Consider the following 19,841-nt stretch of genomic DNA (forward strand, 5'->3'; position numbering starts at 1 on the left):
GTTTTTGGGGAGAGGTAGTTCCACATTTCTCAAACGAGGCATCCCAAAAGAGCACAATGTTCTTCAATGGGCTTTTAGTAATGTGCTGATGAACAGAAAGCGTTGACTAGCGATTTTTATAAGGTCATTGTAGTGGAATACGTTGCGACATAAGCAAAAAAAAACCAATCTAAAAAGATTGGCTTCATGCTTAAAGTAAAATATATCTTAGATAACGTTTACGTCTACTGCTGTTGGTCCTTTTTGTCCGTTTTCAACGGAATAAGTAACTTGGTCGTTCTCACGCACTACGCCATTAAGGCCAGTTGCATGAACAAACACATCTTGTCCACCATCTTTTGGAGTAATGAATCCGAAGCCTTTTGCTTCATTGTAAAATTTAATTGTTCCTTCGTTCATAATATGAAATAGTTTATAAGTCGCAAAGATAGGTTAAATTATTGATTTTTAATATTTTGTTTTAAAAAAATAAAATTTTTTTAAAAATAGTCCGATTTTGTTGCACATTTTTTACAAATAATGGTTCGCTAAACGTCATTCTCAACGAAAAAAACGGTTTAAGCTTCAAATAAAAATAGTTTATTTTAGAGGCCGATGAAGCGGTGTCGAGAGAAGGAAAAATTAAATCCACGTCCAAAAAAAGCCTAAACTCTTTGCGTCTTTGCGTCGTAGCGAAAAACAAAAAAGCATAGCTTCTTCATGCCCTTTGTAACCCCGACCTATCGACATCAAACGGCATAGTAGTAGTAAGTATTTGTCTGTAAGCGATTTGTGATACTGGTTTTCAACTCCTTCAAATCTGCCTTATTTTGGCTGTATGTTAGTAGTTAATTTTTTTTTGTATGTTTGATAAGTACTTTTTATCATTTATTTGATTCAATATGAAAAAAAATTATTTATTGGCATTTCTGTTTGTTCAATGTTTTTCCGGTATGGGTCAGACACCGGATTTTGTATGGGCAAAACAAGCTGGAGGTACAAGTTCGGATTATGCAAATAGTAGTGCCTGTGATTGGATGGGAAACACCTACGTAACCGGAATTTTTCGAGGAACGGCTACTTTTGGAGATTTTGAACTTACGGCAGATGGACTTGCCGACATTTTTATTGCAAAACTAAATCAAGCGGGTGATTTTCTTTGGGTAAAACAAGCCGGCTCAACAAACGTTGACTACGGAAATAGTATAAAGGTGGATTCATTCGGCAATAGCTATATTACAGGAAGTTTTGTTGGTGTTGCAACATTTGGAGCCATTGAACTAACCTCGTCAACACCAGGTAGTGGCGATTTATTTGTTTGTAAATTAGATACTGAGGGTAATTTTATTTGGGCGAAGAGTGCAGGAGGATCAGGTAATGAAAACGGCAATTGTATAGCCTTGGATTCCACAGGAAACACATATGTAGTTGGTACATTTCAACAAACAGCAAACTTCGGCACTATTCAACTTACAGCTTCTGGTGACGAATTTTTTATCGCAAAGTTAAATCCATCTGGTGATTTTTTGTGGGTAAAAAAGGCGGGAGGACTGCGAGGCAATACGTTTGGCTCTAAAGATTCTGCAATCGCCGTAGACAGTTTTGGTAACGCTTATGTAACAGGAGCTTTTAAAGGCTTAGCCACTTTTGGGAATGTGACATTGACTGCTGATAATAACGGGGATGTTTTTATCTCAAAAGTAGACACCGAGGGCAATTTTCTCTGGACAAAACAAGCGGGAGGTCTCGCTTCTGATAAAGGTTTTGACATTGAGGTGGACAGTTCCGGAAACGCATTTGTGACTGGATATTTTAGTGGTACCGCTAACTTCGGTGCCGCAACAATTAATGCTAGTGGGAGTGTGGATATATTTATAACGAAAGTAGATACACAAGGAAATTTTATTTGGACAAGTAAAGCAGGAGGAGCCCATTCGGAAATTGCTTATGCCATTGCGTTAGATGCTGCCGGTCATGTTTATATAACCGGACATTTTTGGGGAACATCCTCTTTTGGTACAATAGTTCTTTCCTCCTCTAATAATTTTGATTCGTTTATCGCCGCACTAAATCCGCAAGGTAATTTTATTTGGGCCCGGAAAGCAGGAGGGATTGGAGTAGATCAATTTAATAGCATCGCTGTTGATGCGTATCAAAATGTTTTTGTTACCGGTCAATTTAACTTTGCGGCTACCTTTGGTGCCATTCAACTGGCCCCGTACGGCGATGCGGATATCGTTATTGCAAAAGTTGGTAATCCTTGCTCACCTCCTCCATTTGAAGTTGATATTCTACTAAATGAAACTATACTCAGCACATCGTCGACCGATGCAACCTACCAATGGATTGATTGCGATAATCAAAATGAACCGATTGAGGGGGAAACTAATCAACACTTTATACCCACCCTAAACGGAAACTATGCAGTTGAGGTTACCCGGAATGAGTGTACACTAACTTCTGACTGTTTGCTTGTAACGCAGTTGAATCTTCTTGATAGCCATTTTTCGGCAGTGACGTTATTTCCAAATCCAGGTACGGGAAGATTTACATTAAAAGGGGCTGCATTAAATGAAACGACCAACATGAAAGTAATGAACACAGTCGGGCAAATGCTTCAGATGAATGCCCAAATAGCTAATCATACCATTGAAATTGATTTAACAAAAGAAGCAAGTGGAGTCTATTTTTTATGGATACAAAATGCGCAATCTACTAAAGTGATTCAGCTGATAAAACGGTAACGGATACAGCTTTTTAATGAAGTGCATAATCAGAATTCAAATGCGCGCTTCGAGTTGCAGCCGATGATTATTTCTCTTCTTATACTACTACTATTTTGTAGTCTTCAAAAATGCTGTCAATTCAGAAGGTTCTGCTCTATTGCGATAATCGGCATCTAAAAAGGAATAGATAATTTTACCATTCTCGTCAATAATATACGTTGCCGCCAAGGGTAGTTGATTGGACGCATCACCATTGTGTTTGTTTAGGGCAAACGAATCATTATACATTTCTGCCACTACATCGGTAAGTTGAAACACAATGCCGTATTGATTGGCAACTTTATTCCCCAAGTCACTCAACACTTCAAACTGCAGGTTGTTCTTTTCGGAAGTACTGATAGATTCATCCGGTAATTCGGGTGTTAAGGCAATTAAATTGGCTCCTTGTTTTTTAAAATTCGCCAACTCTTCCTGCAAGGCGTTAAGCGTTAAATTGCAGTACGGACACCATCCACCGCGGTACCACGTGAGCACCACTTTGCCTTTCTTTAAATACTCCGATAATTGAACCGGTTCCCCTAACGCATTGTTTAAGGTGAAATCAGGGGCAACATCGCCGTTTTGTTTGGCATTTTCCAGTATTCCGCTTTCTTTTACAAACGTGATACCTTCTTCATAAGCTTTCTTTTTAGCATCGTCTGCCTTCAGTGAAAAATTTCTTTTCTTTTCTTCTAATTTTGACTTTAATAAAGCGTTGTTTTCTTCTTCCATCGTATTTTTTTCTATCTCGGTTTCTTGAACTTTTGCTTCTTTTCCTTTGTTACAGGATAGCAAAAGGCTAAAAAGAAGGACTGCTGCAATTGTATTTTTCATATTGATTTTAATTTTTACAGAAAGGACGCTTTTAGACTAAAACAGGAAGTAGCCCAAAGCGAAGTAAAGTTGCTTTTCGTTTTGGTTAAAGGTATTTCTACAAAAGTAAAGATATAACGTAAAATAGACCAAAAAGAAGGCTTTTTTGGCTTAAATTTAGGACTAGGAAGGCGTGAGTTTGGGAGTTTATAGTTGGTATTTAGTTGATTGGAGACGAGAAATTTCTATGATTGTGATAAAAAAATCTGCAAAGTAGTGAGACATTTGCGAAGCGTTCTATGAACTTTTTGCGGAGTTGTGAACTAGTTTTTAGTAAGGTTCATAAACCAATTTGGTAATTCCATCCGGATATTCTTCCACTAAATTTTCACCTACTTTATATATTTTGATTGTATATTCTGTACCAGTAGTTGTTTTGAATTTATAATTACTGTTTCCTGTATTTTCCCAAATAAGTCCAAAGTCTGTATACTCTTGGTTGCATGGATCTGGAAATGTGTTTGGCGTTACAATAAATCCGGCAACAGTGTTATTGGATCTAAATTCTTTGTAATATTCTAATGTACAAGGCAGAATTTCTTGCGGTTCATTCGATTCATAACGCTCAATCGTTCGCCATTTGCCAATGATGATATCGTTATTACTATCGTCATTAGTATTAGAGCAAGAAGACAAAAGCAAAAAACCGACTAATAACACATAAAGTAATCTCATTTTTTTCATTTGTAGAGTGTAGTTTTATTTGTTTAAAAAATAGTTATCTGGTGGCTGTAGAATTAAGTGTTTTACCAATTTGCATATCCATTTCATTATGGCTAAAGTTTCAAACAGTTGCTAAGTGTGGTTATTTTTTCAGTTCGTTAAATACTATCTCATCCTTAAATTCAACTTTAGAAATATGTCTAACGCTATTATTCCAGTCGAGTGGTGTCCAATAGTTAGGATATTTCACCACAATTGCATTTCCGATTAATTTTTCTTTCAGATTGTTTAATTCTAACCCATTCTCCAATCCTCTATTAATGTAAAATCTACGTTCAGTATTTTCCATGACGAAAATAACATCATTTCCTTTATTGCTATAAATCTGCTTTACAATTCCGCTTTCAGAAATAGCTTTATTTTCAGATACGATGGGTACAGGTCTAAAAATTAGGACTGCCATTATAAAAATAAGTAAACTGAAACTAACTAAAACAATCTTCGCAATCTTCTTCATAATCGTGATTTTTAAATTGGCTACAACTTGTTCCTAAACGCTGAAAAAATTCGTATTTATACTTGATTTTGCATGTAGAACCGAAAGTTTCTCTTGTGTTAACTAATCCCAAATATACCTTTTTTTCCCTTTCATTTGAAACTAGTTAGATTTTATTTTTTGAAAAATCACTTGCTAAAAATGCAATAGTAATTTGCTTCGAAGTCATGTCCCAATAGCTATCTGTATTCAAAGAGCAACATAGTCAAGAGGTCAAAACCCCAAAACCAAACAAAAAATCAGCGAATCAGTGGCTAACTACTTTCCCATCAAAACTACAAAAGTGCACTAAATCCTCAACGCAACGTCTCCCTCTCCTTTGGAGAGGGCTGGGGTGAGGTTAAACCCAAATATATTCTTTTTCCCTTTGATTTAAAAGTAGTATATACTGAAATACGTTTACACAAAAAAATAGGATAAAATCAGATCAAAAATAATTATCACCCCAATCCAACCCCCAATCTTGTCATGCTGAGGCACGAAGCATCTCTTTAATAGCTCCATTGTCACATTGCCCAATCGACACATTACCACAACGCCTAGTTTCCGTCTCGTCTCCCCTCTCCTTTGGAGAGGGGTCGGGGGTGAGGTTAAACCCAAACATATCCTTTTTCCCATTAATTTAAAACTACTTAGTTTTGATTTTTCAAAAAGCACTTCTTCAAAAAGTAATGCTAATTTGCATCCAAGATGCCGCCACAAGCTAACCTCCATTGTCCAATAAAAAAAAAACACATCCTTAAAAGACACCTTTTTAACCCATCTGATTTTTAGAAACACCAACGATCTCCCAAAAACAAACCTCGCTTAGAAAGCACTAAACGAGGTTATTTTGAATATTTGTTTTTTTTACGAGGTTGTGCAGCGGTTCCCCTTGTTAGCGGTTCGTTATTTTTTCTGTCAATTTATTTATTAATATTTTGTCATCTATAGAATTTGCAAATTTTATTGGAGTACTGCCTACATTATTTATCGAATCAGGATTTGCATTGTATGACAAAAGCAAATCCACTATTTCATATTTTCCTTTTGAATTGAAAACTGCTGTCCACAAAGGCGTGTTGCCGTAAATATTCTTTTCCTCAATGTTTATACTTCTTTCAAGTAGTTCTTTCGCTAATTGAATAGTATTGTATTCACAAGCAAAATGAAGAAGATTTAGTCCATTTTGATATTTCTTATTTATGTCTTTTATTTCTCTCACTTTTTGTAAAAAGATTTCACTACGAATATCGTTTTCAAAGAAGTTAATCTCTTTCTCATCGTCTAACAAAGGTCTCGTTTCTGTCTTTGCTTTGCCTTTTGTAAAATAGTCGAATAGTTTCATAAATTAATATTTTTTGTTTGTATCGTGTCAGTTTTACAATGACTGCTAACGTCCGGTAGCTGCCCGAAGGGCGAGACTTTCGCTACAAAATTTGTTTTGAAAAACGAATATTTGAATAACCGAAAAACTGTCTTTGGAACACGAAACCCCGCCTTTTTGGTAGGTGCTGTTATGCCTCGTTTTTCTATTCAAATTTTGCACATTTAGCAATTTTAAAAATCCGTTCTATTCCTGTCGAGTCGGTTAATTTAAAAGTATCTTCTCCTTTCATTTTAACCGCTTGTTGTCCGACTTTTGCAAAGTCAAGAATTTCTTTGTTCGGCTTTAAGTTATAATGATAATCTATATATTCTTTAGTACTATCATTGATTCTTATATGAAGATTAAAAAATCGACCTTCCATAAAATCAGAATAATCGAAGGTATTGATGTCGATGATTCGTCCAACAAATTCTTTTTCTATATTTTCTTTGCATGACATTTCTAATCCTTCTTTGTTCGCCTTCTCCATTGCGAAGTAATATGTCACCCATACACCTGCATAACCAAGGATACAAAGAAGTCCAACTACCAAAATTATTTTCCATGCTCTTTTAGTCATTTGTCATACTGGATTTACCACTGTGTCTTTTTAAAATGAGCCATCACTTATCGCTAACCCCTACAACCATCCGCACATACACCTCCTTATAGCCGTATAACCAAAAGTTCATCTTGTGTTAACCAAACCCAAATATATCCTTTTTCCCTTTGATTTGAAAGTAGCATATACTGAAATACGTTTACACAAAAAAATAGTATAAAATCAGAACAAAAATAATTATCACCCCAATCCAACCCCCAATCTTGTCATGCTGAGGCACGAAGCATCTCTTTAATAGCTCCATTGTCACATTGCCCAATTGATACATTACCACAACGCCTAGTTTCCGTCTCGTCTCCCCTCTCCTTTGGAGAGGGGTCGGGGGTGAGGTTAAATACATCCTTTCTCCCTTAAATTTAAAACTAGTTACTTTTGATTTTTCAAAAAGCACTTCTTCAAAAAGTAATGCTAATTTGCATCAAACACACAGCACCAAGCAAACTTCCATCATCCGGTAAAAGAAAGCACTTCTTTTAAAAGACACCTTTTTAACCCGTCTGACTTTTAGAAACACTAACGTTCTCCCAAAAACAAACCTCGCTTAAAATACAGGTAGCAAGGTTGTTTTTTGTGGTTATTGTAATCCCGAAGCTTCGGGATAGTTTTTTAAAAGGGTTGCGCAAAGGTTACGGCTGTTGCCAGTAGTATTTTTATTTACAAACATTTTTTCTACCAATTTTCACAATTTCTTCAATACCGAATTTGTCAAATTTTTCAAGTAAAGCACTTGCACCATTTTTTTTCTTGAATTCAAGTTCTTCTTTATACAATGGAATAAGAGTATAGATTTCAACCACTTTTCCATTATCTAATTCAATTTGAGTAAATTCGTCTGATAATTCCATTGAACTAGCCAACATTATCGAATTAAATCCAATGCCTTCTGCAAGTTCTTCATCTTCCTCGTGTCCGTAAGTGTGACCAAATCCAAACCAAGTTTCATTTTCGTGTGGCAACATCATTATTTCTTTCATTATTCTGATTGGCCAATAATTCTTCTCTTCACTAAAAGATTCATATTCTAAATTCCATTCTTTAGGGAGTAAAATCATTATTTCAATAAACTCCGATGATGCAATATCTTTTGGAACGGTCATTGGTAATGCACTCATACCACAACTTAATAAAATGTGATACTGTCTTTCTTCAGTTGCTTTTATAAAGTATACATCACGATGAATTAATTCAGATTCAATTTCGTCAAATACTTTTATATCAGAATCCTCATCAAAAAATTGGTCTAAATGATTATCAATAATTTCTACACTATTTGGTACATTTTTACTCATTTTTATATCGGTATTCTGTCCATAAGTTGTAGTTGAAAATAAAATGAATAAAATAGTAGTATAGTTGATTGTTTTCATTCGATGCCGTTTTTTAATAGTACTGCCAACTTATCGCTAACACGCTCCGCAAAAGTCTCTGACTTTGCGGAATACAATAACTTACACCTCCTTTTACCTGTACAACCAAAAGTTCACCTCCTGTTAACCAAACCCAAATATATCCTTTTTTCCTTTGATTTGAAAGTAGTTAGTTTTGATTTTTCAAAAATCACTTGTTGAGATTGGAATTGTAATTTGCAGCGAAGTCACTCCCGATAACTATCGGGATTCCCAGAGCAACATGCCATTAATTAGACTTCGGGCAGCTAGGCGTGGAAAAAGCCAATACCAGAATCACGATACCGATACAAATCAAGTTTTTCATACTAGTCAAACATTTTTTAACGTCAATACCTATACAACGAAATGGGCATCGTCATTATTGCTTTTTCATATTTACCATTCAATTTGGCCGGAACCCAATTATCCATTTTTTCAAAAAAAGTAATAACATGATTGTTGATTGCTTCACTTTCAGTTGGATTGCGTATTTTATCCACAACAACTTTTCCATTTTCATCAATAGAAAAACTAACCCTTAACGTTAAATTGTTTAGTTTTTTCATTTTCAAATAGTCTGTAATTTCATCGATGTACTGGAACCTTGTTTGAACATACTTTCTAAAATCACCATCATAATAGGGTTTGTAATCCGTACCATCTTCATTTGATGAAGATTCAAGTAATGATCCATCTTTTAACACGATATATAACGAACTTTGTTTGGTAGTTATTTTTTTTTCATCGTGAATAAAATTATTGACTCTATTGAATAATAGTCCTTTTTCACTTATTTTAAACGTATGTTCCATAAAAAAATCTTCTTTAGGTACATTTTTTTTATATTCTACTTTTGGAATTTGTTCTAGTTTTTTCTTGGTACCATTATACTTATTAATCAAATAAATAGCATAGATTTCTTTATAGTTTATGTCATCTTCTTCTACAGTAGTTTCCAGTATATACTTGAAATTTTTAATGTTGATAGTATCTGCTTGTTGTGCAAAACAATTGAGCGTAAAAAGTAAACCTATTATAAATTGAATATTTCTCATGTTCATTTTATTTATTGTATAAAAACTAATTTTAACTAGTATTATAAAGTTTACTATTACTCAGAAAACTTTATTTCGTATCACAAGAGTTAAGTTATGCTCTACTATTCAAAAGTAAAGAGATATATTTAATTCAGAAAAAAGAATTGTACTAAAATACCAAAGTCAAATCGAGTGGGGTATTGTGCTTGAAAAAGTAGTATAGCTGCGAAGTCAAAGACATTCGCAGAGCAACGTGCTGATAATGAGACTTCGGATAGCTGATAGACTTCGGGCATCTGGGAGTTGTTAGATTTGATTTTGAAAAATCACTTGCGAAAAATGTAATTGTAATTTGATTTGAAGTCGTGAGACTTGGAAGAGCAACGTGCTAGACTTCGAGCAGCAGAAGTTGAAAAGTAACGTGGCAATAAGCAAACTTCGGGCTGCAGGAAAATTTTAGTAGAACACTTTTGCGGATGTGGGGCAAAACTAATAAAAAAACGAAAATAAAAAGAAAATCTTTACTAAATTTGTGAACAAAATCAAATAAAATGGTAAAAATCAACCAGGATGACGACAAATTAAATAAAGTAAAAAAATGGTTTAAAAGGAATTTAACTTGGGTTTATTTTACTATCGCAATAATTTTTATTCTATTTCCAAATACAAGCTATTCTCCATTTACTACAGTATGGAATAACATACTACAAAAGATCGGTTTTGTTGGATTAACATCTGGAATTTTTGCTAGTGTACTAAAGTCAATACAATTTACAGGATTATTTCAAGAAGAATTAACCAAGATCATCTCTGGAACAGAATTTCTAAATAATAGAAAAGATTTACCTGACTTATGGAAAAAAATTTCCAAATCCATTTATGCTCAAAAATTTCCAGAAATAAGTGATTTGCTTGAGGACAGAATATTGACAACGTATTTCCCTATGGATAAAAATCATTACAATGAAGATATGGTTGTTTCGATAGTTATTCACGAAATCAGTGACGATTTTATAATAAATTACACACAAACTATAGAGTATAATGCAATATTAGATTATGAAAAAAATGAGTCTAATATTGTATACACAGATACCATAACCGATGATGAAGGCGTAGATGAAAAAAACGAATTAATATCATTTAAGATTGACAGCAATGAAATAGAATTGGAAAAATGTAGAGAGGTAAAAAAGGAAGAAGGGAAAATAAAATATATTCATAAAGTTCCGATAAGCGGTAAAAAGAAATTTAAAGTTTTTTTAAAAGTAAAAAATACCTATTCATTAAAAGGTGAAAATGTCAAGTTATTAAGATTTAATACTATAACTAGAAATGTAGATTTAACGGTTTCTTTTACTAAAGATATTAAGGTTTCATTTTTCAATGTAGGGCTTGTAAATGATTTTGAACCAATACATACTGACATAGAAAATACGTTAAGTAGAAGACATCGTGATGATTTAATATTACCGAGACAAGGTTTTGGTTTAAGTTTTAACAAAATATAAGCATTCGGTATATTATAATATTATATATTTGTCTAACACAATCATTTAATTAATCAAATAAATAAAACATTATGAAAACAAATAACGGAATCATTAATGGTAGTGACGGATTAGTAGGTTAGATTTTTTAACAATTTAAATATAATAAAAAAGCTGAATAAATTATTTTATTGAGCTTTTTTTATTTTAAAAAAAATCTAAATAACACCTAGAGAGATTGAAATTTTATTAAAGACCATGAGACCACCGAAGATCATCACAGCATAAACGAGCAGTAGGGTTATAAAAACAGGATGTTTGGATTCGAGGTAAAAACCATCGAATACTGATTTGAAATATAAAAATAACTTGCGGATTTAGTTGAGATGGTTTGTAATTATATTTACTGCCTACTTTTTATTAATCTCAAAATCAAATCTTCTTTTGGAGCGACTAAATGAAAATGCATCCCAAGATGAATCAAAAGAATTCCAAAAAAGTCTAATCTGATATGCTGTTTGTGATGAGGAAGTTATTATAATCGCAATATCATCATAGTGCAAAGCAATATTATTATCAGATTTTTCTTTAATATATTTAGAGTTATTATCAATTGCTAATTGTATTTTCTGCAAAAATTCTAAAGCTTGTTTTTTATCAAAATTCTTAAAACCATATCCGGTATGAACGACACCGGCATCATTCCAATAAGTTCCGAAGAACGAAAGAAGCAAGCCTTCCTTATTTTGTTCTGAGCATTTATAATATAGCGTAGTTAGTTGACCTGATTCAGCACCGGACAGGGCATCAACTTCGAATCTTACTATTTCATCATGGGTTTGAAGAATGTTTTTTAATATATATTTTTTAGCCTGAAATTCAGCTATTTCTTTATTGTATTCACTTTTCTGTATAAAATTTAGTACTTCCCCAAGTTGTGAAAAAGCGGAAAAAGGTACTAATAATACTATAAGTAATTTTAATTTCATATTATTGTTTTTAAAGTGTCTTTTTTTACAATTGATTGAATAGCTAGACTTCGAGAAGCCTGGTATTGCGAGGTGTTCTAAGAATTTTTCATGGAGCTTAGGTTGTCTGGTATAAATCCATATCTTCCAGACCCCACAACACCAGTAAATATTATGTGATTTACTTCGTTTTCTATATCCAATGGAGGTTCTTCGTTTTCAATTATTATAAATTGAGTTGAAACTGATTTGGCTGCATATCTGTAAAAATCCATTGCCAAGTCTACCGAAATTGCTTCATCGCCGGCTTTTGGTTTTCTGTAAGTTACAAACGGGGAATCTAAGACAGGCACTCCCATTCCATAATCCTTTGACTTGATATGTTCTTGTAAACCAAGTATAAAAGCAGCAAATGTAATTGCTCTGTAACCTTTCCCAGATAAACCTCTTTCTTCGCCATCGAATACAAAATCTTCAGTAAACTCACTATATTCTACGGATTTACAATGATAATTTATTTGGTTCAAAACGTTTTTTATGTTTTTACAGAGAGATGTAGCGGTAGAAGTTGTAAATTTTTCGAAATCTATTTTATCTTTCTTTTTAGGAATCGATTGTTCTATTAATGATTTTTGATTTTTATAATTTAGTACTTTTTCAGTATTGTCTTTTAAACCAAGTAGATAACTTCTTCTATCGCTAATCTCTCTAAGAATTTCAATAATATCTTGTATTTCTTTACCTATGCCATTATTTAGATTAGACTTGATTTTCTCGATTTCTAATTCAGCTTTTAAAATTTTTATTTCAATTTCTTCGATTTCTTCTCTAATAAGTTTACTTGATTGATTAAGTTCTTTTTGTAATTTTTCAATTTTTATAATTTCCGCTTCACATGATTTGATAATCTCTAGAATCTCTTGTTCGTTACATTCATGTTTGACTTCATTTTCACATAACGGGCATTTAGAAATTTGAGTAGAATTATTTCCTAACAATACACTTGCTTCAATCGTTGCTTTTAATCGTTCAGTATCAATTCTATATTGCTGTTCTAGAATATGCGACCGTTTCAATAATTCATCTAATATAGAAAATGAACCTTGTAATTCTTGTATGTAAAATAATTTGTCTGAATGAACATTTTCGATTTCAAGGTATTCATTTTTTAATTTTGTAAATTTTTCACTAATACTATCGCTAGTCTCTTTAAGACTTTTTAATGATATATTGATTTCATCTAAACTTGTTTTATCTTGATAGGTATTTTCTGAATCTCTAATCAATTCACTTAACAACTCTATTTTTCCTTTTCTATGAGTAATTTCATTAGCTGTCAATAACATTTCAATCTGACTATCATCTTTGCCTGTAATTAAAAATTTAAGAGTGTTTAATTCTTCTGTACGATTTGTAAAATGACTTACAATGGGTGATTGTTGAGTAATTATTCTTTCCTCGTTTACCATCAAAAACCTTTTCACATCTCTATAAGAAAGATTTCGTTTTTTACCTTGTGCATTAAGCCGTATTTGTTTTTCTTGAATATTATTTAATGATAATAAAAAAGCTGATATATTGTCTTGGTTGAGTGAACTATGTTTTCGGTCTAAAAATCTAGATTGAATATCGGGTGTAATTTTGTCAATTTTGCAATTGTATAATTGAAAATTTCCACCTACTAAATCACTTTTTAAAGTGTAATATTGATTTTGATAATCTTGTATTTCTAAAAAAATATGTTTGTATCTTTTAGCTTGAGTTATATTTTTTGGACGTTCAGTTGAGCCAAGCATATAATTTATACACTGAAATATATAACTTTTCCCAGTATTGGTTGGACCTGTTATAATGTTTAGTCCCGAGTTAAATTGTATTGAAGCATTATTGATACCTTCACCTGTAAGGCGAAGTTCTGAGAAAATAAAACTTGAATTGCTCATCTTAATAGGCCTATTTTAAACTCGTGATTAATTTTTTCTGTTTGACTTTCAATTATATTTTTTAATGTGTTTTTATCGATTCCACTTAGATATTTCGATAACCAATTTGTACGTTTTAATAGTTCAACAGTATATTCCTCTTGCAAAGTTTCAATAAAATGGTTGGAGTTTTCAGAAGCCAAATAGATTAATCCATCAGATTGATAAGAAATTTGAATTAAACCTTTAGCGTGATACAAATCTAATCCTTGTTTTATTGAAGTTCTACGGACAAAAATTTCGCCTGTTCTATATGGGACGTTTGGATGTAAACTTAACAGTTCAGATCCAAAATCTTCTGAATGTATAGCAATGTAATCTAAATATATTAAAGTCTGCAAATCAAAACCTGTTGGATAAAATTCATTAAGAATACATAGTATTCTTAATCCTGAATCTACACTATTATTAAATGCGTTATTTTTCATCATCTATCCATTTTATTCGTTCATTATTTACTAGCTGATGACATATTCCTGAGCGGTCATTTACAATACTTACATCTTTTAAAGGGTTAGCAGTGATTTGAAGTCTTTTGGCTTCTTCTTCAACTTTTTTAACCTTAAGATATCCATTTTCATGATTTTCTTCAACTGTGTCAATAATTCCTGCATATATTTCATTTTGAAAATCATTAAATGTTTCTGGTGGCAGACTATCACGTGAAAAATTTCTTAACTGTTCAGCATAATGAAAATTAATTCGACTCCTTTTGAAATGATTTAAATAGTTAGCATCTGATGGTATTTCTTCGGGATTGCTAAAGTTAATTTTGCTTTCAGAAGAATATGCTAATAATAATTGTTTAATGTAGATTGTTTCACTTGCTTGAACGCTAGCTGGAATATCGCCTTCGTTTAATTTTGGTCGTTCTGGTAATCCGCCACCAAACCATGTCAAATGATTGGGATGAGAACGATGTTCTTCAATTATATCTTTCACATGAATTTTTGAAAAGATTGAAAAGTCGAATTTATTGATATAATCCAAAAAGTCTTTGTCAAGTACAACTGGAATATTTGTTATCGTATTTTTGCAATAACTATCCCAATTATCAATGATTTTATTTTTTAAAGTTTCAGGTTCTTGTAAGTATTTCGACAAAGTTGTACCACAGCCTTTTGGAGCTACAAAAAAATATTTTTTTGGAATGGGAAATTCTTTATTAAACGTATAATATAATATTTTAGCAAACTCACTATATACTTGAGTCGGCTGTAATGATTTATCATAGTGTTTACACTGAAAGCATTCCCACTGATAATTTTTCAACGTTTTATTATTGATGTAAGCTATAACATCTCTGCCTTTATCACCAGCTCCACCCAATCTTTCGATTTCAACATAGTTTTTTTTCTTTAAATCTAGCCATTCTTCAATAAAAGTTTCCCAATCTTCAGCTGAAAATATTTCAACCATTTTAATCGGTAAAATTCTCTTTCCAAAATTTACAGTATGTGATGATATAAATGTTGTCATAAGTTGAATTTCTTTAAAATTTCGGCTAAAATATCGCTGAGCGATAAAAACATTCGGTTATAAGCCTCAATTTGAATGCAAAAGCGAAAGTTTATTATTTTTTATTATATTTCTTTATTTTTATTTTTAACCCCAAACCTAATCCATCCCCACCAAACCATCTTATGGATTTCCGTAAATCACTAAAAAAATAAATAGGAGTATCCTTGCCACTCGGCAAATTCGTTTTTGGAATCACTAAGATATACAAAAAGCAATTAGTCGCACAAAAAAGTTAATTATTTTTTATATCCATAAAAAAATGCCTTCCATAAAGAAAGGCATTAATGGGCATCTGTAAATAATTGGAAATTATTTATTCAGTAACTTTTCTAAATAAGTAACTTTATCTTTTTCTGCTTGAAGCAATGCTTTATAAAGTTCTTTGTTTTCTTCAAAGACTTCTATTAATTTCTCTATTGGATTAAATGTCGGTTGATAATTAAATAAAGCCCCATTATCATGATTGTGAACAGTATTACCAATAATATTAAAAACCGCTTCTTCTGAAAAGTTCTTTAATACTTCGGTGTTTACATCCAACGCTTTCGCAATTTCTAGCAACTTATCATCCTCAATACTTTCACTATTCTCAATATTCGAAATCGTCTGTTGGCTCACACCAATAGCAAAGGCCAAAGCTTCTTGCTTCATACCTCTAAGTTCACGAATGCGGCTAATATTCCGCCCGATGTGTTTGGGTTTGGCTGTTGTATTCATAAGCCAAATATATAAAATTGTTTGCAATCATGCATGGCCAAAAACGAAAAAATGAGTGGTAAAAAACAAAAGTAGGCTGGTAAATGACCAATCTACTTGGTTTTTTTTAAGAATAGGGCTTCCTAATTTTTAGCAAAAAACTACTTCAAAAGAAAATGTTCTTCAAAACGAATCCCTTTCAATCCAAATATAGCAAAGCTATCAGAATCCGCGAAAACCTTTTCCATCTGTCAAACCTGCCTGCCGGCAGGCAGGTCCGTGTCCCATTCAAAGCAAAGCGTCCTTTTTGCGTTTCAAAAACTTTGCGTCTCCGCGACTTTGCGAGAAACAAAGCCCCAACCCGTGCGTTACCAACCCCAAATAGTACAATACAACCCTACATAGTTCCCTACCGTACTTACCCTCCATAACTTAGCCAAAAAATCACAACCCATGAACACAAAACCAATCACATCAAAAAAAACTTCACTACCGCAACCGGTCATGGAGCAACTGCAGTACCTAACCACTCAACGAGCTGTGGCGGCTTTGTTTCTAAGCAGAATCATCGGAAGTACACACCCATGTGTAGTGGTATTGCTAAACAACGAAAGCAACGCAACGGAATGGCGAAAACAAAAATGGGTCCGGAATGCATTCCAAAACCACGAGGTAACATTTCTTATCCTGGGTAAAGGCGACGTGGCCGCACACACAAAAAACGGTACCTTGTTTGTAGAGTACCATTGCACAGCCGAAAAGGCAATGTATATCGCAGAAGATCGTGCGTTGGCTTTGCCTCCGTTTGCAGAATCCAAAAAGCGGTCAAAGCAACTAAAGAAACATTTTAATCGCGAAATTGATTTGCTTACTACACAAATCAACACCGCCAAAAACACCGAGGGGTATGTAACTGTTTTTTCGGTCTACACCACCTTGTATAATCAGTACTTTTTGTATTTTGAATGGTTGCTGTTCGGCACGGTATATAACGGTGACGATTTGCATTCCCGATTGCATCGCTTGTGTGTATTCATCCCGGCTTTTCAAAAAGCATTTGTAAAAACCTCCGCCAAAACCTATTTTTTACTGGAGGCGTTGGCAACGGCCGTAGAAGCGGAACAAGATGATCTTTCTAGTTTGGATATCGATTATTTACCGTCGATTACCGCCAACGCAGCAGTGTTCCATGCTTTTGCAGAGGAGCTTTTTAAGCAATTGAAAGCAGCGGCGAAACGGGAGCGAAGACCGCTGCAAGCCACTACCGCAAAGCAATACGACTGTCCGAAAGCATTGCATTTAGTCACAAAACACCAACAAGTAGAAGCAATCTATGAATACGAAAAGCGGCTACTGCCGGGTACAAACGAAGAAAAAAAGGAAATCCGCTACTGGCTGGTGATAGGAGAGGGCATTGCTAGTCAACAGTTAGCCAATTGGCACGAGGGCATTAAGCAAATTACAAAAGATACGGTAGAGGTAGTACCAATTGTCCATAGCCGGTCTTGGATTCAAAAACGCTTGTTCGAAAACCAACTTTTTTTTCAAAAAGTAATGCAGGTCGAGTTACTTATCTACGATAGAGAACCGAATTTACCCACTATTCATTGGCAAGTTCCGTACACGTTTTGCTCACCCGATTTAGCTTTTTACCGCAGTGGTTGTCTAGCCTTACAGGAAACCATAAAGCTACTCCGCACCGCCGATGCCACACTAGCCCATGAAGGCCTAGGCTTCTTATACAGCAGTTTGATTGCCCGAAGTTGCCAAGTGTTAATCTATGCCAAGCTGTCGTATTACCCCAATCAACTCCCAATTGCAATCCTATGGCGACTCGCAGAACTCGCCAGCGAACAAACAATACAACTCCGCTTTCTACACACCAAATTAACCGTTAACCTAATCAACTTCATCAACCACCACAACAACATCTACAAAAGAAACCAAAAAGTAACCCCCAACGACCTAACCCTCCTCGACACCCTCACCACAGAACTCATCAACCAGCTAAACCAAGAATAAGCCATCGCCAAACCAGCCCCAAACCCTCAACGTCCAATCCCACCTCTCCTTTAGAGAGGGGCCGGGGGTGAGGTTAAATTCAAAATCCGCATAAATCCGTCGTATCCGCACAATCCGTGGTCCAAAAAAAACCAAGCAAAGCGTCTTAGTGCCTTCTGCGACCTCCTTTGCGTTCTTCGCGGTTGAATACAAAGTTTCTACACCCAAAAAAATTATCCGGTAAGTGTAGCATTAAAAAGTATAGTTGTATAACTATAAAAGGATTTATTTATTAATTTGTAGAACTAAATCCAGACGAGTCAGTCAAACAAGAGACAACCATATAGATAAAGCATAGATAAAGCATAGATAAAGCATAGATAGTGTATGGATAAAGCACCAAATGTGACAGAAGAATTCCATCCAATCCTATTCTAATGATTATCAATAGCCTCGTAAATGAAGTAGATTATACAAAGCATAACGTATTTATTTTCACTTTTAAATTATTCTTCATAACTAGTACCAAACTTAAAATTCAAATTCTTAAATTTGCACTTCATTAAAAGAAAATCCTAATTATGTTCAGTAATTTAAGCGATAAACTCGAGAAAGCCCTCCATATATTAAAAGGTCACGGTAAAATTACCGAAGTAAACGTTGCCGATACCCTAAAAGAAGTCCGTCGTGCGTTGTTGGATGCCGACGTGAACTTTAAAATTGCCAAAGACTTTACTACTTCCGTTAAGGAAAAAGCAATGGGTCAAAACGTATTAACTTCGTTACAGCCTGGTCAGTTAATGGTGAAATTGGTGAAAGACGAGTTAACCGAATTAATGGGTGGCGAAGAAGTGGGAATCAACCTTTCCGGAAATCCATCAGTCATCTTAATGTCAGGTTTGCAAGGTTCGGGTAAAACCACTTTTTCCGGGAAGCTTGCTAATTTTCTAAAAACTAAAAAAGGAAAGAAACCGCTTTTGGTAGCGTGTGATATTTATCGTCCTGCTGCTATCAATCAGTTGCATGTGGTGGGTGATCAAATTGGTGTGGAAGTATATTCTGAACCTGAAAATAAAAATGCAGTTGACATTGCTCAAAATGCGATTAAATATGCTAAATCAAACGGATTTAATGTCGTAATTGTCGATACAGCCGGTCGTTTGGCCATCGATGAGCAAATGATGAACGAAATTGCGAACGTGCACAAAGCCATTCAACCACAAGAAACCTTGTTTGTGGTCGATGCAATGACGGGTCAAGATGCGGTGAATACTGCCAAAGCCTTTAATGATAGATTGAATTTTGACGGTGTAATTCTAACTAAATTAGACGGTGATACCCGCGGTGGAGCTGCCATTACGATTAAATCGGTGGTGAATAAACCAATTAAGTTCATCGGTACTGGCGAGAAAATGGAAGCCATTGACGTCTTCTATCCTTCCCGTATGGCCGACAGGATTTTGGGAATGGGAGACGTTGTGTCGTTGGTAGAAAGAGCACAAGAACAATACGATGAGGAAGAAGCCCGCAAATTACAGAAGAAGATTGCCAAAAACGAATTCGGTTTTGACGATTTCCTGACACAAATTCAACAAATCAAAAAAATGGGTAACATGAAAGATTTGGTGGGTATGATTCCCGGTGCCGGAAAAGCATTGAAAGATGTGGAAATTGAAGATGATGCATTCAAACACATTGAAGCCATCATTCATTCGATGACGCCATTAGAACGAACAAAACCTGCCGTCATTGACGGAAAAAGAAAAATAAGAATCGCCAAAGGTTCAGGAACCAAAGTGGAACAAGTGAATCAATTGATGAAACAGTTTGACCAAATGAGCAAAATGATGAAGATGATGCAAGGCGGCGGTGGAAAAAACCTCGCCCGTATGATGGGTGGAATGAAAGGAATGAAACCTTAAATAAATAGTATAAGACGCGGTAATTCGCGT

Annotated in this window: 17 protein-coding genes; 4 read left to right on the plus strand and 13 right to left on the minus strand. The window is 34.2% G+C overall.

The window, feature by feature from the left end:
* Positions 1-207 precede the first annotated feature (207 nt).
* Positions 208-399: a cold-shock protein gene (locus B0I10_RS12815; RefSeq protein WP_112086910.1), complete on the minus strand. Its 192-nt coding sequence runs from the start codon at positions 397-399 to the stop codon at positions 208-210.
* Positions 400-881: 482 nt separating this feature from the next.
* On the opposite strand from B0I10_RS12815, the gene B0I10_RS12820 reads away from it, so the two are divergent.
* Positions 882-2,723, plus strand: coding sequence for an SBBP repeat-containing protein (locus B0I10_RS12820; RefSeq protein WP_112086911.1), 1,842 nt, complete (start codon positions 882-884; stop codon positions 2,721-2,723).
* Between the two features lie 90 nt (positions 2,724-2,813).
* On the opposite strand, the gene B0I10_RS12825 is transcribed toward B0I10_RS12820, so the two are convergent.
* The 7 genes from B0I10_RS12825 to B0I10_RS12865 all read right to left on the minus strand — a co-directional run bounded on the left by B0I10_RS12825 (position 2,814) and on the right by B0I10_RS12865 (position 9,249).
* Positions 2,814-3,578: a peroxiredoxin-like family protein gene (locus B0I10_RS12825; protein WP_245942998.1), complete on the minus strand. Its 765-nt coding sequence runs from the start codon at positions 3,576-3,578 to the stop codon at positions 2,814-2,816.
* Positions 3,579-3,887: 309 nt separating this feature from the next.
* Entirely contained in the window at positions 3,888-4,292 is a 405-nt protein-coding gene (locus B0I10_RS12830; RefSeq protein WP_146740356.1) for a hypothetical protein, read from the minus strand.
* A gap of 130 nt (positions 4,293-4,422) precedes the next feature.
* A complete protein-coding gene (locus B0I10_RS12835; protein ID WP_112086913.1) occupies positions 4,423-4,797 on the minus strand; it encodes a hypothetical protein in 375 nt (124 codons plus the stop codon).
* A gap of 916 nt (positions 4,798-5,713) precedes the next feature.
* A complete protein-coding gene (locus B0I10_RS12845) occupies positions 5,714-6,163 on the minus strand; it encodes an ankyrin repeat domain-containing protein (protein ID WP_112086915.1) in 450 nt (149 codons plus the stop codon).
* A 184-nt stretch (positions 6,164-6,347) separates the two neighbouring features.
* Positions 6,348-6,764 (minus strand): hypothetical protein, encoded by a 417-nt coding sequence (locus B0I10_RS12850; protein WP_112086916.1) that lies wholly within the window; start codon positions 6,762-6,764, stop codon positions 6,348-6,350.
* A gap of 692 nt (positions 6,765-7,456) precedes the next feature.
* The gene (locus tag B0I10_RS12860) at positions 7,457-8,173 is read right to left on the minus strand and encodes a suppressor of fused domain protein (RefSeq protein WP_112086918.1); all 717 of its coding nucleotides are present in this window, start codon (positions 8,171-8,173) and stop codon (positions 7,457-7,459) included.
* Between the two features lie 368 nt (positions 8,174-8,541).
* On the minus strand, positions 8,542-9,249 hold the full coding sequence (locus tag B0I10_RS12865) for a hypothetical protein (protein ID WP_146740357.1): 708 nt from the start codon (positions 9,247-9,249) through the stop codon (positions 8,542-8,544).
* Between the two features lie 533 nt (positions 9,250-9,782).
* Between B0I10_RS12865 and B0I10_RS12870 the strand changes: the two genes are divergently transcribed.
* Positions 9,783-10,742: a hypothetical protein gene (locus tag B0I10_RS12870; RefSeq protein WP_112086920.1), complete on the plus strand. Its 960-nt coding sequence runs from the start codon at positions 9,783-9,785 to the stop codon at positions 10,740-10,742.
* Between the two features lie 389 nt (positions 10,743-11,131).
* On the opposite strand, the gene B0I10_RS12875 is transcribed toward B0I10_RS12870, so the two are convergent.
* The 5 genes from B0I10_RS12875 to B0I10_RS12895 form a co-directional block, all read right to left on the minus strand.
* Positions 11,132-11,710 (minus strand): hypothetical protein, encoded by a 579-nt coding sequence (locus B0I10_RS12875; protein WP_112086921.1) that lies wholly within the window; start codon positions 11,708-11,710, stop codon positions 11,132-11,134.
* Positions 11,711-11,787: 77 nt separating this feature from the next.
* Positions 11,788-13,632 (minus strand): ATP-binding protein, encoded by a 1,845-nt coding sequence (locus B0I10_RS12880; RefSeq protein WP_112086922.1) that lies wholly within the window; start codon positions 13,630-13,632, stop codon positions 11,788-11,790.
* Complete coding sequence (locus tag B0I10_RS12885; RefSeq protein WP_112086923.1) at positions 13,629-14,099, minus strand: ABC-three component system middle component 2; 471 nt, start codon at positions 14,097-14,099, stop codon at positions 13,629-13,631. Before B0I10_RS12885 ends, B0I10_RS12880 begins: the two co-directional genes overlap by 4 nt.
* Positions 14,089-15,150 carry an ABC-three component system protein gene (locus B0I10_RS12890; protein WP_112086924.1) on the minus strand — a complete coding sequence of 354 codons (1,062 nt, stop codon included), beginning with the start codon at positions 15,148-15,150 and terminating at the stop codon, positions 14,089-14,091. Before B0I10_RS12890 ends, B0I10_RS12885 begins: the two co-directional genes overlap by 11 nt.
* Before the next feature lie 351 nt (positions 15,151-15,501).
* Complete coding sequence (locus B0I10_RS12895; protein WP_112086925.1) at positions 15,502-15,909, minus strand: helix-turn-helix domain-containing protein; 408 nt, start codon at positions 15,907-15,909, stop codon at positions 15,502-15,504.
* 432 nt (positions 15,910-16,341) lie between these two features.
* Here B0I10_RS12895 and B0I10_RS12900 point away from each other — a divergent pair, with 432 nt between their 5' ends.
* Entirely contained in the window at positions 16,342-17,910 is a 1,569-nt protein-coding gene (locus tag B0I10_RS12900; protein WP_112086926.1) for a hypothetical protein, read from the plus strand.
* 560 nt (positions 17,911-18,470) lie between these two features.
* Complete coding sequence (ffh, locus tag B0I10_RS12910; protein ID WP_112086928.1) at positions 18,471-19,811, plus strand: signal recognition particle protein; 1,341 nt, start codon at positions 18,471-18,473, stop codon at positions 19,809-19,811.
* The last annotated feature ends 30 nt before the right edge of the window (positions 19,812-19,841 follow it).

Origin of the sequence: Flavobacterium lacus (genome assembly GCF_003268815.1) — a bacterium.
Lineage (GTDB): Bacteria > Bacteroidota > Bacteroidia > Flavobacteriales > Flavobacteriaceae > Flavobacterium > Flavobacterium lacus.

Excerpts from the sequence above, each read along its gene's own strand:
- B0I10_RS12825 (WP_245942998.1), bottom strand. The coding sequence starts at position 3,578 with ATGAAAAATACAATTGCAGCAGTCCTTCTTTTTAGCCTTTTGCTATCC.
- B0I10_RS12900 (WP_112086926.1), top strand. The coding sequence starts at position 16,342 with ATGAACACAAAACCAATCACATCAAAAAAAACTTCACTACCGCAACCG.
- B0I10_RS12870 (WP_112086920.1), top strand. The coding sequence starts at position 9,783 with ATGGTAAAAATCAACCAGGATGACGACAAATTAAATAAAGTAAAAAAA.
- B0I10_RS12830 (WP_146740356.1), bottom strand. The coding sequence starts at position 4,292 with ATGAGATTACTTTATGTGTTATTAGTCGGTTTTTTGCTTTTGTCTTCT.
- B0I10_RS12875 (WP_112086921.1), bottom strand. The coding sequence starts at position 11,710 with ATGAAATTAAAATTACTTATAGTATTATTAGTACCTTTTTCCGCTTTT.
- B0I10_RS12885 (WP_112086923.1), bottom strand. The coding sequence starts at position 14,099 with ATGAAAAATAACGCATTTAATAATAGTGTAGATTCAGGATTAAGAATA.
- B0I10_RS12890 (WP_112086924.1), bottom strand. The coding sequence starts at position 15,150 with ATGACAACATTTATATCATCACATACTGTAAATTTTGGAAAGAGAATT.
- B0I10_RS12850 (WP_112086916.1), bottom strand. The coding sequence starts at position 6,764 with ATGACTAAAAGAGCATGGAAAATAATTTTGGTAGTTGGACTTCTTTGT.
- B0I10_RS12815 (WP_112086910.1), bottom strand. The coding sequence starts at position 399 with ATGAACGAAGGAACAATTAAATTTTACAATGAAGCAAAAGGCTTCGGA.
- B0I10_RS12880 (WP_112086922.1), bottom strand. The coding sequence starts at position 13,632 with ATGAGCAATTCAAGTTTTATTTTCTCAGAACTTCGCCTTACAGGTGAA.
- B0I10_RS12820 (WP_112086911.1), top strand. The coding sequence starts at position 882 with ATGAAAAAAAATTATTTATTGGCATTTCTGTTTGTTCAATGTTTTTCC.
- B0I10_RS12845 (WP_112086915.1), bottom strand. The coding sequence starts at position 6,163 with ATGAAACTATTCGACTATTTTACAAAAGGCAAAGCAAAGACAGAAACG.
- B0I10_RS12835 (WP_112086913.1), bottom strand. The coding sequence starts at position 4,797 with ATGAAGAAGATTGCGAAGATTGTTTTAGTTAGTTTCAGTTTACTTATT.
- B0I10_RS12860 (WP_112086918.1), bottom strand. The coding sequence starts at position 8,173 with ATGAAAACAATCAACTATACTACTATTTTATTCATTTTATTTTCAACT.
- B0I10_RS12865 (WP_146740357.1), bottom strand. The coding sequence starts at position 9,249 with ATGAGAAATATTCAATTTATAATAGGTTTACTTTTTACGCTCAATTGT.
- B0I10_RS12895 (WP_112086925.1), bottom strand. The coding sequence starts at position 15,909 with ATGAATACAACAGCCAAACCCAAACACATCGGGCGGAATATTAGCCGC.
- ffh (WP_112086928.1), top strand. The coding sequence starts at position 18,471 with ATGTTCAGTAATTTAAGCGATAAACTCGAGAAAGCCCTCCATATATTA.